The sequence below is a fragment of the Allobosea sp. 05T422_2 genome (assembly GCF_056396265.1).
Map to the genome: position 1 here is coordinate 18,204 of NZ_JBFTLD010000056.1, position 12,519 is coordinate 30,722.

Below are 12,519 nucleotides of genomic sequence, written 5' to 3' on the forward strand. Positions count from 1 at the left end.
AGCCGCCCTTTCCTTTTGAGGGGGACCTTCAGCCTTGGCTGGGCGTGGCGACGACAAGTGCCACTAGCCGTCGCACGAGGGGCAGCACGACAAGCAAAGTCGGGAAGGCGACCAGCCAGGACAGGGCCCAGGAGGCGGGCCAAGTCTGCAGCGCGGTCATGGAAGGACCGAGCGCCTTCAATGTCGAGATGCCTGAGACGATGAAGGTCATTACGATCGACAGGATGAAGGGCATGACGATGCCGGCATATCGTGCCGGCAGCTTGCAGCGCGGGCGTGAGACGTCAGTCGGAGACATGGAGAACGAGCTCTCAGGACAGGCGGTGTCGCTTGGGGAGGCGCTTTCGGCATCCATCGGCGCAACGCCGCGGTGGATGCGTTGCCTGACGTGAGACGCTTACGACCACTCCCTGGAGCGATGCGGCCTTCTAACCGCTGCCTGGCCTCCTGCCAAGCACCACATTCCCCTTCCGATTCAGCGGCCGGCGAAGATGTCGGGCCTTGGCAGCGGCTCCCATGAGTTGCCTGCCGAAATCAGGCAGCTCATGCCTTCGGGCGTGGTGGCAAAAACGGTCCAGCTACCGGCCGGGCCCGTAAAGAGCTCAAGCATATAGCCGCCCTCGGCGAGGCCGTTGCCGACAAGGTGTTCGCCGTAAATGTCGCGCAGATGTCCGACGACTTCGCTTCGCGCTGCGCAAGGCGGCCCTCGCGGCGCCTGTGCTTGCGCAGTACCCGCGTAACTCACTGTGGCGAGTGCGAGCAGCAGGGACGACAGCGTCCTGATCCGTCTCATGGCCACCTCCCTATTCAGAGGCGCCGCGAGAGATGAACCTGGCGTCAAGGGGCACGACGGTCGCCCTGAACCCTTAAAACGTGGGATCCAGGTTGCCTGCTTTCAAGAAACGCCGAAAGTCGATGGGGGGATCACTGAACGGTGAGGTCAAGGTCCGGCCCTTCACCATGCGGTGGTCAGGTCCTGCCGGCGAGCTTGAGGAGCAGCCGATAACTCTCGGCCGCGCCCGCGTTGCCGGCGCCTGTGTCGATCTGCTGGAAGCCGATGAAGGCTGCGTATTCGAGACGAGCGAGAGCGAGCGCATTCTTGTCATCGAAGCGTCCGGAGGCCCGGTGCAGCCCGGCGAGATAGGCGATGCGTTCACGGTCCACCTCGATGCAAACGCGCCTCACGGCGGTGTCGTTGGCGGCAAGCCGGCGCATGCCTTGCTCGACGCGGCTGTCGAGGCGCAGCGCCATCTGGTCGAGKACGGAGAGTCTGGCGTCCGGATGTTCGCCGGTATCGGCGGCTTCGACGAGCCGGCGGGTGTAAGCCTCGCGCCAATGCTCCGCGAGTGCGCTGAGATAGGCCTCGCTCGTCACGAAATGCGCGTAGAATGAGCCCTTGGTCTTGCCGCCGCGCCGGCAGAGCGCTTCGATGGTCACGCCGGCAGGGCCGGCTTCAGCAAGCGCCTCGAGGCCGAGGTCGAGCCAATCCTTCTGCGAGAAACGGCGGGCGGCTGCCTTCACCACCACAACCCCAGTGCGCCGCAGGCGGTCATGGGAATGAACAGGGCCCATTGCGGGAAATGAGTGGGTCTCAGCCGGAAGCGCCGGATCATGGCCAGGCTCCAGAGGGCGAAGAGTCCAGCGCACCCTGTCGCAAACGCCCCAAGGTCGCGGCTGCCTGCGTGCCAGGCAACGAGGCCGAAAGCGAGCGCGAGCCCCGCCAGCACGATCGTGACCAGGTGCCAGCAATAGTAATTGGTGAATTTGGGCACCTTGCCCAACCCGCCGGAGGCTAGGAGCGGYTGGGCAACTTCGCGCCCACCGAGCCAGACATGGATCACGCAGGTCAAGACTGCGATCGCTGCAGCGCCCAGGAACCAACCATTCATCCGAGTGCACTCGATGTTCGTTTAATACCATACAGTATGGTATTAAACGTTATGTGTGGCAAGGAGGCCAGGGGACGCGTGCGATGGCGAGTTGTACAATCGCTGAGGAGCGCCCGCGTCGCTCAATATATGTGAAGATGCACGAGGCTGGCTCCCTCTCGGGCTGTTTCTGCCCTATACAGATCGAGATCGCGATGGAGGCCCCATGTCATTCCTGAAATCCCTGTTCGGCCTTGGTGAGAAGGCCGAGAAACCGGCCCCTGGACCGCTCAAGACCTTGGAGCACAGAGGCTTCACGATTCACGCCACGCCTTACCAGGAGGGCGGGCAGTATCAGCTTTGCGGCGTCATCGAGAAGGATGTCGGTGGTGACCTGAAGACGCATCGCTTCGTGCGGGCGGATCGTTTCCCTGGTGTGGCGGAGGCCGCCGACTTTACCTTGCTGAAGGGGCAGCAGCTCATCGATGAGCAGGGTGAAGCCATTTTCAAATAGAATTTCCACTGTCCCGAGGATTATCGTTCCTTACTTTGCGACATTCTTGCTTTTTATCTGACTTTTTTCTTGTGTCATTTCGTATAGATTTGAGATTATGTGTTGTAATCTGCCGTAATAGACTTTCAAATTTGGATATTTTGGTCTCTTTAGTTCCGTATGTCGGGTTTTCTCCATCCCAATTGATCGGGGGCTTAATATTTTATTGGCATCTCCGTGCTGTCATCGCTCAGTGACCACAGAATGAGGCGACACGGAATTCTCGATGCATCGAGCAGCTGCCGACCCAGAAGCTCTTGATCACGCCTCGCAAACGCAGCGGGCGCCGTGATATCCGGGCTTGCGACTTTCGCCGGGAGCGACGTGGATCTCGCGCCCCTTGTTGCTGCAATGCCGCTGCTAGGCTCTCGCGCTGAGGATAACGCCTGGCTTGCGAGCGTTCTCGATCAGCTTCCCGCTGCCGTCTATGTCACGGATGCCGATGGGCGCCTGACCTACTTCAATCGCGCTGCTGCCGAGTTTGCCGGCCGCGAACCGCGCATTGGCGCGGATTTCTGGTGCATTTCCCACCGCTTGCTGACCAAGGACGGTGAGCATCTGCCGCATGATCAGTGCCCGATGGCGATTGCGCTGCGCGAGGGCCGGCCCATCCGGGGCGTCGAGGCGCAGGCCGAGCGGCCTGATGGGAGCTGCATCCCTTTCATGCCATTTCCGACGCCGCTCTTCGATGCCAGCGGCAGGCTCGTCGGGGGCTTCAATCTGCTGGTCGACATCAGCGAGCGAAAGTATGCCGAGAAGAAGATCGCCCATCTATCCCGCAACGATGCCCTGACGGGGCTCCCGAACCGTTTCGCCCTTCGCTCGTATCTGGCCGAGCGCATGGAACGCGCGAAGCATGAAGGCGAGAGCTTCCTTGTGATGCGGATCGATCCCGACCGCTTCAAGTGTTTCAACGAGGAGTATGGCCAGGTAACTGGGGACAGCCTCCTGATCGAACTCGCCAGGCGTCTGGGATCGATCGAGGGCAGCTTCGCGGCGCGAATCGGCAGMGACGAATTCGTCCTGGTGTCGCGACACTCCCCGGGTGGAGAGCATGGTCTCTTGCAGGCCGAACAGGTGCGCTTTGCCCTGGAAGCGGATTTCATCAATGGAAGGGCCCGTCACGCGGTGAGCGTCAGCATGGGCTGCGCCCGCTTCCCCGAGGACAGCGACAGCGAAACCGGATTGCTCGACGCCGCCAATGCGGCCTTGCGTCTCGCCAAGACCGAAGGGCGCAGCCGCGTCCGGATGTTTGACTTTGCCGAGCAGGAGCGCGAGCGCGAACGTCTCGACCTGCGCGCTMATCTGCGCCAGGCCATCGAGACCGGGGCGATCCTGTTGCATTATCAGCCGCAGTTCCGGGCGGATGGCAGCGTCGTCGGGTTCGAGGCATTGGCACGCTGGCGCCATCCTTCACGTGGCGTCGTCTCACCCTCGTTGTTTATCCCAGCAGCGGAAGAGGGCGGCCTTATCGCCGCGCTTGGGGCTCACGTCCTTCGCGCGGCCTGCCGCGAAGCGGTGCGCTGGAAAGAGCCCCTCAGGATCTCCGTCAACATCTCGCCGCTCGAATTCGCGGCTGACGCGCTGCCCGGCCTCGTGGAGGAGGTGCTGAGGGAGACCGGCCTCGATCCGGAGCGGCTGGAACTCGAGATCACCGAAGGGGTGATGGTCACCGATGCCGACCGCGCCATGGCAACCCTGTCGCGCCTGCGCGCACTTGGGGTGCGGATCGCGCTCGATGATTTCGGCACCGGCTATTCGTCGCTGTCCTATCTTCATCGCTTTCCTCTGACGACGCTGAAGATCGACCGCAGCTTCGTCGCAACGCTCGGCGTCACGCTCGAAGCCGTTGCGATCACCCGCGCCATCATCCAGCTTGGGCATGCCCTGGGCATCGAGGTGGTGGCGGAAGGCGTCGAAACACCCGAACAGCTCGACTTCCTGATCTGCGAGGGTTGCGACTCAACGCAGGGTTATCTGCTCGGCCGGCCACTGGATGCCGCGGCCTATGCCCCGTTGACTGGCGGCGCCTGAGCGGCATCGCCTGCTTATCCGGGGGCGGCTATCGCCGTACGGCCCGCTGTTCGTGCGTGCCGGCCGCCTGCCGCAGTTCCGCAAACAAGGCTTCTCCGGACCAGTGCGGGCGCGTGGTGCTCCTCTCGGCCGCCTGCACCAATGCATGCAGCCGCTCGTTCGCTGGCGCGCGTGTTCCATGCTGCTCGGCCAGGCGCAGCACCTCGCCATTGATCCAGTCGATCTCGGTCGGGCGGCCAGCTGCAAGATCATCCGCCATCGAGGAGCGCGCGACCGGGGCGATCGTCAGCATCTTGCTCGCCAGCCTTGCAAATACCCAGTCAGGCGCATCGAGCAGCCGCGGAAGCCAGCTGGCGGGCAATGGCGTCAGCCGGGCCGGACGAATGCCTGAGCGTTCCAGCAGTGCGAGGGCCTCCGCTTGGGCCGGCGCAAGGCAGCGCCGGTAGGCGCGTTGCGACAGTTCTTCCTTCAGCGGGACGTTGGCGAGTGCGTTGATCGCGTTGTTGAGATTGAACAGCAGTTTTGCCCATTGAACCGGCACGATGTCCGGGTACTGGCTKAGCGGCAGCCCGGCGGCTGTGAAGGCTGCGAGATAGGGATCAAGCTCCGCATGCGCCTTGACCGCAAGCGCGCCTTGCGACGCCTGATGGAAGGTGCCTGGCCCCGACATCACCACATTGAACGGGACCATGCCCTCCAGCACAGTTCGGCCTGGCAAGGCGTTACGCAGACGGTCGGCATGGCCCAGGCCGTTCTGGAAGCTGATGACGATGGTCTTGGGGCCGAGAATCGTTGCGAGTTCGGCAGCGGCAGCACGTGTCGCAGCCGACTTCACGGTCACCAATACCAGCCCAACTGCCTTTGCAGCCCCGGCAACGGTCGAGAAGTCGATGGTCGATGGCGGGAGCTGCCAGCGTCCACCCTGGTAATGCGACAGTGCAAGGCCATGCCGGCGAATCTCGGAGGCGATGCGCTCACGGCCGACGAAGCTGACATCGGCGCCAGCCGCGAGCAGCCGGCCGCCGATATAACAGCCGACCGAACCGGCGCCGTAGATGCAGATTCCCGCCATCGGGAAAGGATGCCCAACGCCTCCATCCGCAGCAAGCCGGACGCCCGCGCGTTTCGCTCCTATTTCTCCGGGAGGAGGAAGGTCAGCGTGGCACGAACGCCCCAGCGCGGCCCTTCGGTCGGTCTGACCGCATAGTACTGGAAGCCTAGTCCGGCGCTCATCGCCTGATTGCCGAGCTTGAATACCTGGCCGACGCCGACATTGATCGGAACCGTCCATTGCCGGGCGATCCAGTCGTAACTTGCTTCCGTATTGAGGGAGAGGCTGAGGCCCTGGCCGAGGCTGTAAGACAGGAAGGGCTGCAGGAACGTCGCGCTGACATCCTTGCGTCCTTCGGGGCCGGCATAGGACCAGATATGATTGGCCAGCCCGCCGACCGTCCATGCTCCGTCCTGAACCAGCATCAGGGCGGTCGGCCCCGCTCCCCATTTGCCCGAGCCGAAGCGGTCACTTGTTGCCGTCGGCCACATGAAGGCCGGCCCGATACCCCAGACGAAGCCGTTCTTCGGGGTCTTCGGCGTGAAGAAGAAGCTCTGGGTGGTGTCGCCGAGGCCCACGCCATCGGCCGGGCCGTAACTTTCACGGTGTATGACGGGCAGGATTGTTCTGACGATCAGGTTCCAGTCCTGGTTCAGCGACACCGGGATGACCGGCTGGATGTTGCTGGTCGACGAAAAGCCATCCCGATCAGGCCCGCCACGGAACTGGAAATTGCTTTGAATCGGTACGCTGATCATGCTCGCGACCGGGTTCTGCAGCTGTTTCGAGAGCTCCTCGGCATCCTGCTCGCTTGCAGTGGCGATCGCGATCGGCGCGCTCGCTGCCATCAGGGCGAGCAAAAGTCCCCGGTTCATCGTCAGTTCTCCGGGGTAGGCCAGGCCAGCGAATCGGAAAGTGTGCGTGGCTATCCTAGAGACGCTGCGGCAACCGCTGCCAAGCCTGCACGTTTGCCCGATAGTTTCCGTGCACCGGAATTGCGCGCCGCCGATGCTATTCGGCATCTGATCTTTGGGCATGAGCAGACGAGGGGCGACTGCAGGTGCGCCGGTTGGCTCTCCTGGCAAGGGATGTCCTCGCGACGAATACCGAGGCAGGGTGGCCGATGACGCTTTCCCTTCGCGCTGCGGCGCTCTAGCCTCTGCCCCCGGGGCAGTGCTCTTGTGAAAGGCAGCGAGTGATGAAGAAGGGGTCCGATCTCCTGGTAGCGGCGCTCGAGAATGAGGGCGTCGACTGCATCTTCGGTGTGCCGGGCGAGGAAAATCTCGATGTCGTCGAGTCCCTCCGCAATTCCGGTATCAAGCTCGTCCTGACGCGGCATGAGCAGGCTGCGGCCTTCATGGCGGCGACGCATGGTCGGCTGACGGGCCGACCGGGGGTCTGCATCGCGACGCTCGGACCGGGTGCCCTGAACTTTTCGACCGGCGCGGCCTATGCCCATCTCGGTGCCATGCCGATGATCATGATCACCGGCCAGAAGGCGATCATGACCGCCAAGCAGGCGCGTTTCCAGATCGTCGATGTCGTCGCCTCGATGAAGCCGCTGACCAAGATGACACGGCAGATCGTCAGCGCCGCCAGCATCCCGGCTGCTGTGCGCGACGCCTTCCGCGTCGCGATGGAAGAACGGCCGGGGCCGGTGCATCTCGAGTTGCCCGAGGATGTCGCTGCCGAGGAGATCGACGACATCCCCGTCATCCCGGTTCATCCGCTCGAGCGGCCGGTTGCGCAGACCGCGGCGCTCGACCGCGCGGCCGAGATGATCCTGGCGGCAAAGAGGCCGCTGGTCATGATCGGTGCTGCCGGCAACCGGCCGCGTCTCGTCGAGGCACTCTCGGCCTTTGTGCGGCGTACAAGGCTGCCCTTCTTCAACACCCAGATGGGCAAGGGCGCCGTCACCGGCGGCTCGAACCTCTATATGGGGACCGCTGCCCTCTCCGAACGAGACTATGTCCATGAGGCCGTGAACCGGGCCGACCTGATCATCTCGATCGGTCACGACACGGTCGAGAAGCCGCCCTTCCTGATGCAGAGCGCTGGCGGTCCGAAGGTGATCCATATCGGCTATCAATCCGCCAATGTGGAGCAGGTCTACCACCCCGACGCCGAGGTGATCGGCGATATCGGCGCGACCGTGACGCAGCTTGCCGAACGGCTCGGCGGCAAGCTTGAACCCGATGTGTCGCTGCTCGATCTGCGCCAAAGGATCCTGGCGCGGATCAATGACCGTGCCGATGAGGACCGCTTTCCGATCACGCCCCAGCGCATCGTCCATGACGTACGCCAGGTGATGCCGGAGGATGGCATCGTCTGCCTCGACAACGGCATGTACAAGATCTGGTTCGCCCGAAACTACCGCACCCATGTCGCCAATACGCTGCTGCTCGACAATGCGCTCGCAACGATGGGGGCAGGGCTGCCCTCCGCGATGATGGCGGCGATGCTGTATCCCGAACGCCGCGTCATGGCCGTCTGCGGCGATGRCGGCTTCATGATGAACTCGCAGGAGATGGAAACCGCCGTCCGGCTCGGCCTCAATCTCGTCGTCGTCATCCTCAACGACAATGCCTATGGCATGATCCGCTGGAAGCAGGCGGTCGATAATTTCCCGGATTTCGGCCTGACCTTCGGCAATCCGGATTTCGTCCGGTATGCCGAAGCCTATGGTGCCAAGGGGTCTCGCGTCGCCGCAGCGGAGGATCTTGCTCCAACGCTGGAAGCCGCATTCGCGGGTGGCGGTGTTCATCTCGTCGAGGTGCCGATCGACTATTCCGAGAACACGCGCGTTCTGGTGGACGAGTTGCGCAACCGTACGCCCGATATCGAGCTGGCCTGACGGGAGAGGGACGATGCTGCAGGTTGTTCAAGCCTTTGACCGCGCTCCTATCGCCGAAATCGAGACCGATGACGCTGCTGCGCTCGAAGCCAAGCTGCAGTCGKCCGAACGTGTGTTCCGGGATCGGGATGGCTGGCTGAAGCCCTATGAGCGCATCGCCATTCTACGGCGACTGGCCGGTCTCATGGAGGCCCGACGCGATCATTTTGCCATGCAGATCGCGCGCGAGGGTGGCAAGCCGCTGCCGGACGCCATCGTCGAAACCACCCGCGCAATCGACGGCGTGCACAATGCCGCCGACGAGCTGCGGAATTTTGCCGGGCGCGAGATTCCGCTGGGCCTCTCGGCGGCGGGAGCGGGCCGCTGGGCCTTCACCACCAAGGAGCCGATCGGGATCGTCGCCGCGATCTCGGCCTTCAACCATCCGCTGAACCTGATCGTGCATCAGGTCGCTCCGGCGATCGCCGTCGGCTGTCCGGTGATCATCAAGCCGGCCGGCCCGACGCCGCTTTCCTGCCGCGACTTCGTGGCTCTCGTTCACGAAGCCGGCTTGCCGGAGGCCTGGTGCCAGAGCTTCATTCCTGAGAGCAATGCGCTTGCCGAGAAATTGGCGATAGACCGGCGCATCGGTTTCCTGAGCTTCATCGGCTCGGCGAAGGTCGGCTGGTATCTGCACAGCAAGCTTGCCCATGGCGCACGCTCGGCGCTGGAGCATGGCGGAGCGGCACCTGCGATCGTCGATCGCAGCGCCGATCTCGACCGTATCATCGAGCCGATCGTCAAGGGCGGCTACTATCATGCAGGGCAGGTCTGCGTGTCGACGCAGCGCATCTTCGTGCATGAGGACATCGCTGCGGCATTCACCGAACGCTTGATCGCGCGGGTTGCGAAGCTGCGTGTCGGGGATCCGACGCTTGCCGATACCGAAGTCGGGCCGCTGATCCATCCCCGCGAGGCCGACCGGATCGCCTCGTGGGTCGAGGAGGCCGTGAGCGGTGGGGCGAAGCTCGCAGTCGGCGGCGGCCGCATCTCGGAAACGACCCTGCAACCGAGCGTGCTGCTTGACCCGTCCACTGAGGCAAAGGTCTCGCGCGAAGAGGTCTTCGGGCCTGTGACCTGCGTCTATCGCTACCGGCGGCTCGATGACGCGATCGCACAGGCGAATTCGCTCCCGGTCGCGTTCCAGGCCAGCGTCTTCGCGCAGGATATCGATGTCGCGATGCGGGCTGCCGACCGCCTCGATGCTTCCGCGGTGATGATCAACGACCCGACCGCCTTCCGGACCGACTGGATGCCTTTCGCGGGCCGGCGCGAGTCCGGCTACGGCATTGGCGGCATTCCCTTCACCATGCGTGAGATGGCGCAGGAGAAGATGATCATGATGCGGCGTCCGTAGCCTGGTCCGCGGGCGAACCGAGGTCTCGCGGGCCGAGGGATAGGCACCCCGCGCGCCGTCTGCCTTTTGGATGCCAGAACTGCCGCGTCGTGCTGCGGACGCCGTGCCCCACTGCGGCCGGAGCGCTTGCCGCGTGGGTTCGCGGTGCCTAATCATCGCCGCGTCATAAGAGAGCCGTTCTGCGAAATCGGCCGGCGAGGAAACATGTCTCTCCAGCACGAGCGCTACGCGCCTGATTCCTCCTATGCCTGGCTGCGGCTGGCGATGGCGCTGCTCGTCGGCACCGTCGCCTGCGTCGGCACCTGGTCGGTGGTCGTCGTGCTTCCCTCCGTTCAGGCTGAGTTCGGCACGGCGCGGGCGGGCGCTTCGCTGCCCTACACCGCCGTCATGCTCGGTTTCGGCGTCGGCAATATCCTGATGGGCCGGATCGCCGATCGTTACGGCATCGTCGTTCCGATCGTGATGGGTGGAGTCTTCCTCGGTGCGGGCTATATGCTTGCGGGTCTTGCCGGCACGCTCTGGCAATTCGCTCTCGCCCACGGCCTGCTGATCGGGATCGGCGGCGCTGCGGGGTTCTCGCCTCTGATCGCCGATCTCTCGCACTGGTTCCGCAAGCATCGCGGGCTCGCCGTGGTCTTCGGCGCATCCGGCAGCTATCTCGCGGGCGTGATCTGGCCGCAGGTGATCACCTGGGGATTGCAGAACCATGGCTGGCGCGCCACGCATATCGGCATCGGCCTGACGGCGCTGGTTGTGCTGGTGCCGCTTTCCCTGTTCTTCCGCAGGCGCCCGGCCGCCGAAACGCTGGCAGCGGCCGAGGCTTCGAGTGCCGGGGCTCGCGGGGATCTCGGTCTTTCAGCGAACCAGCTGCAGTTGCTGCTGTCGGTCGCCGGCTTCGCCTGCTGCGTCGCAATGGCGATGCCGCAGGTCCATATCGTCGCCTATTGCGGCGACCTTGGCTACGGCGTCGCGCGTGGCGCCGAAATGCTCTCGTTGATGCTGCTGCTCGGCATCGTCAGCCGCATCGGTTCCGGCTTCGTCTCTGACAGGATCGGCGGAGCGGCAACCCTGGCGCTTGGCTCGGTGATGCAGGGTGTTGCGCTCTTCCTCTATCTCTTTTTCCACGGGCTGACCTCGCTCTACATCGTCACCGGCATCTTTGGTCTGTTCCAGGGCGGGATCGTGCCGATGTATGCGGTGATCATCCGCGAGTACCTGCCGGCCAAGGAGGCCGGGGTGCGGATCGGCATCGTGATGTCGGCGACGATTCTCGGCATGGCCTTCGGCGGCTATATCTCCGGGCTGATCTACGACCTCTTTGCCTCCTACAGGGTTGCCTTCCTGAACGGGCTGGCCTGGAACCTGATCAATCTCGCCGTGGTCTCCTGGCTGATGCTGCGGGCAAGGCCGCGGTTGCAGCCAGCCTGATCACCCCGCCATCGGTCCCGGCCGATAGGTGCCGAAGCACCAGACATGCCCCTCCGGATCCTTGCAGATGAAGTCGCGGCTGCCATAGGGCTGGTCGGTCGGCTCCATGCTGATCTCGGCACCGGCCTTGCGGGCGCGCTCGCACCGGGCATCGATATCGTCGGTTGCGATATAGGGCGAGGCTGTGGTGCCACCGAGCTCAGCCGGGCGTGAAACCAGCTTGCCGAAGGGATTGTTGTCGGCAGAGCCGAGCATCACGAAGCTCTCGCCCATGCGAAGCTCGCCATGGAGCAGCGTCTTGCCGTCGTCCGAGTAATAGGCGGCGTGCTTCTCGAAGCCGAGGGCCTCGATCAGCCAGTCATACACGCGCGGAGCATCGGCATAGCGCAGCGAAATGCAAATCATGGCGGGTGGTCTCGTCATGGCGTCCTCCTCAACGACTGATCTTAGCGCAGGAGCGCGATCCATGGATCGTCAGCGCCGCAGGGAGCCTCTCCAGCAGCGGCTGGTTTTCCCTTCTCAAGGGCGATGCCGGAAGGAGCTTCGCCGGCTCCTGCGCAATTGTTTCGAGGCCGTTCGTGGGGATTGCCACAGGCTTCGCGCTGGCGCCGATGCTGCGTCATGTGCTCCATTCCCTCCATGTCGGAGAGGAAGGGAGCAGAGATGATCGAGCCAGGCCTAAAGCCGGACGAGGAGCCGTTGGGCGATTTGACGGTTCGCACCATCGCCATGCCGGCCGATACCAATGCCAATGGCGATATCTTCGGCGGCTGGGTGATGTCTCGGATGGATTCGGCCGGTGGAATAGCCGGCGTCGATCGTGCACAGGGCAGGGTGGTGACGATCGCGGTCGAAGCCATGACTTTCATCCGCCCGGTCAAGGTCGGCGATGTCCTCAGCGTCTACACCCAAGTCGAATCCGTTGGCCGGACCTCGATGAAGATCCATGTCGAGGCCTGGGCGAAGCGCTTTCGGACGACCCTGCACGAGAAGGTCACCGATGCGACCTTCACCTTCGTTGCGATCGACGAGGAGKGCCGTCCGCGGCCGGTACCGCCGCTTCCGGGCGCATGAGCGCCTGATCGGTGCAAGAAATGGCGATTGCGCTAATGGATTCTTCACTGCTCCGTGAGGTCGCCCGAAACAATTAACGCTTGTGACAGGTGGGGATGGTTTGCTCCCTCAAACCCTGGGGCCCACCATCATGTCGCTTCGCTCGAACCGCCTTTACGCCGCGCTCAAGAAGCTCGTCCATCGTGAGGACGGTGGCGTTTTGATCATGTTCGGGCTGACCGCGCCGCTGCTGATTGGCCTCACCTTTGCGCTCATCGACTA

General features: G+C 63.6%; 13 protein-coding genes. 6 read left to right on the forward strand and 7 right to left on the reverse strand.

What is annotated here, in order from left to right; all coding sequences use genetic code 11:
- Nucleotides 1-28: 28 nt before the first annotated feature.
- The 4 genes from AC1DJT_RS12820 to AC1DJT_RS12835 all read right to left on the reverse strand — a co-directional run bounded on the left by AC1DJT_RS12820 (nt 29) and on the right by AC1DJT_RS12835 (nt 1,889).
- The gene (locus tag AC1DJT_RS12820) at nt 29-298 is read right to left on the reverse strand and encodes a DUF2798 domain-containing protein (protein ID WP_476768567.1); all 270 of its coding nucleotides are present in this window, start codon (nt 296-298) and stop codon (nt 29-31) included.
- A 177-nt stretch (nt 299-475) separates the two neighbouring features.
- Nucleotides 476-793, reverse strand: a complete 318-nt coding sequence (locus tag AC1DJT_RS12825; protein ID WP_441505279.1) for a hypothetical protein — start codon at nt 791-793, stop codon at nt 476-478.
- 176 nt (nt 794-969) lie between these two features.
- Nucleotides 970-1,521 (reverse strand): TetR/AcrR family transcriptional regulator, encoded by a 552-nt coding sequence (locus AC1DJT_RS12830; protein WP_441505280.1) that lies wholly within the window; start codon nt 1,519-1,521, stop codon nt 970-972.
- The gene (locus AC1DJT_RS12835) at nt 1,518-1,889 is read right to left on the reverse strand and encodes a hypothetical protein (protein ID WP_441505281.1); all 372 of its coding nucleotides are present in this window, start codon (nt 1,887-1,889) and stop codon (nt 1,518-1,520) included. The genes AC1DJT_RS12830 and AC1DJT_RS12835 overlap by 4 nt, the downstream gene beginning before the upstream one ends.
- 205 nt (nt 1,890-2,094) lie before the next feature.
- Between AC1DJT_RS12835 and AC1DJT_RS12840 the strand changes: the two genes are divergently transcribed.
- The gene (locus tag AC1DJT_RS12840; protein WP_069879743.1) at nt 2,095-2,382 is read left to right on the forward strand and encodes an HlyU family transcriptional regulator; all 288 of its coding nucleotides are present in this window, start codon (nt 2,095-2,097) and stop codon (nt 2,380-2,382) included.
- A gap of 363 nt (nt 2,383-2,745) precedes the next feature.
- A complete protein-coding gene (locus AC1DJT_RS12845; protein ID WP_476834178.1) occupies nt 2,746-4,455 on the forward strand; it encodes a putative bifunctional diguanylate cyclase/phosphodiesterase in 1,710 nt (569 codons plus the stop codon).
- Nucleotides 4,456-4,483: 28 nt separating this feature from the next.
- Here AC1DJT_RS12845 and AC1DJT_RS12850 read toward each other — a convergent pair whose 3' ends face one another.
- The gene (locus AC1DJT_RS12850) at nt 4,484-5,527 is read right to left on the reverse strand and encodes a 2-dehydropantoate 2-reductase (RefSeq protein WP_476768568.1); all 1,044 of its coding nucleotides are present in this window, start codon (nt 5,525-5,527) and stop codon (nt 4,484-4,486) included.
- Nucleotides 5,528-5,586: 59 nt separating this feature from the next.
- A complete protein-coding gene (locus AC1DJT_RS12855) occupies nt 5,587-6,381 on the reverse strand; it encodes a hypothetical protein (protein WP_441505284.1) in 795 nt (264 codons plus the stop codon).
- A 323-nt stretch (nt 6,382-6,704) separates the two neighbouring features.
- Between AC1DJT_RS12855 and AC1DJT_RS12860 the strand changes: the two genes are divergently transcribed.
- The 3 genes from AC1DJT_RS12860 (at nt 6,705) to AC1DJT_RS12870 (ending at nt 11,184) form a co-directional block, all read left to right on the forward strand.
- The gene (locus AC1DJT_RS12860; RefSeq protein ID WP_476834179.1) at nt 6,705-8,360 is read left to right on the forward strand and encodes an acetolactate synthase large subunit; all 1,656 of its coding nucleotides are present in this window, start codon (nt 6,705-6,707) and stop codon (nt 8,358-8,360) included.
- Nucleotides 8,263-9,756 (forward strand): aldehyde dehydrogenase family protein, encoded by a 1,494-nt coding sequence (locus tag AC1DJT_RS12865; RefSeq protein ID WP_476834182.1) that lies wholly within the window; start codon nt 8,263-8,265, stop codon nt 9,754-9,756. Before AC1DJT_RS12860 ends, AC1DJT_RS12865 begins: the two co-directional genes overlap by 98 nt.
- 204 nt (nt 9,757-9,960) lie before the next feature.
- Nucleotides 9,961-11,184 carry an MFS transporter gene (locus AC1DJT_RS12870; protein WP_476834180.1) on the forward strand — a complete coding sequence of 408 codons (1,224 nt, stop codon included), beginning with the start codon at nt 9,961-9,963 and terminating at the stop codon, nt 11,182-11,184.
- Here the strand turns inward: AC1DJT_RS12870 and AC1DJT_RS12875 are convergent, their stop codons facing one another.
- Nucleotides 11,185-11,607 carry a VOC family protein gene (locus AC1DJT_RS12875; protein WP_476771042.1) on the reverse strand — a complete coding sequence of 141 codons (423 nt, stop codon included), beginning with the start codon at nt 11,605-11,607 and terminating at the stop codon, nt 11,185-11,187.
- 240 nt (nt 11,608-11,847) lie between these two features.
- Between AC1DJT_RS12875 and AC1DJT_RS12880 the strand changes: the two genes are divergently transcribed.
- Nucleotides 11,848-12,258 carry an acyl-CoA thioesterase gene (locus AC1DJT_RS12880; protein WP_476834181.1) on the forward strand — a complete coding sequence of 137 codons (411 nt, stop codon included), beginning with the start codon at nt 11,848-11,850 and terminating at the stop codon, nt 12,256-12,258.
- Nucleotides 12,259-12,519 lie beyond the last annotated feature (261 nt).

Coding starts and splice junctions, on each gene's coding strand:
- AC1DJT_RS12840 (WP_069879743.1), top strand. CDS start 2,095: ATGTCATTCCTGAAATCCCTGTTCGGCCTTGGTGAGAAGGCCGAGAAA.
- AC1DJT_RS12820 (WP_476768567.1), bottom strand. CDS start 298: ATGTCTCCGACTGACGTCTCACGCCCGCGCTGCAAGCTGCCGGCACGA.
- AC1DJT_RS12875 (WP_476771042.1), bottom strand. CDS start 11,607: ATGACGAGACCACCCGCCATGATTTGCATTTCGCTGCGCTATGCCGAT.
- AC1DJT_RS12855 (WP_441505284.1), bottom strand. CDS start 6,381: ATGAACCGGGGACTTTTGCTCGCCCTGATGGCAGCGAGCGCGCCGATC.
- AC1DJT_RS12870 (WP_476834180.1), top strand. CDS start 9,961: ATGTCTCTCCAGCACGAGCGCTACGCGCCTGATTCCTCCTATGCCTGG.
- AC1DJT_RS12825 (WP_441505279.1), bottom strand. CDS start 793: ATGAGACGGATCAGGACGCTGTCGTCCCTGCTGCTCGCACTCGCCACA.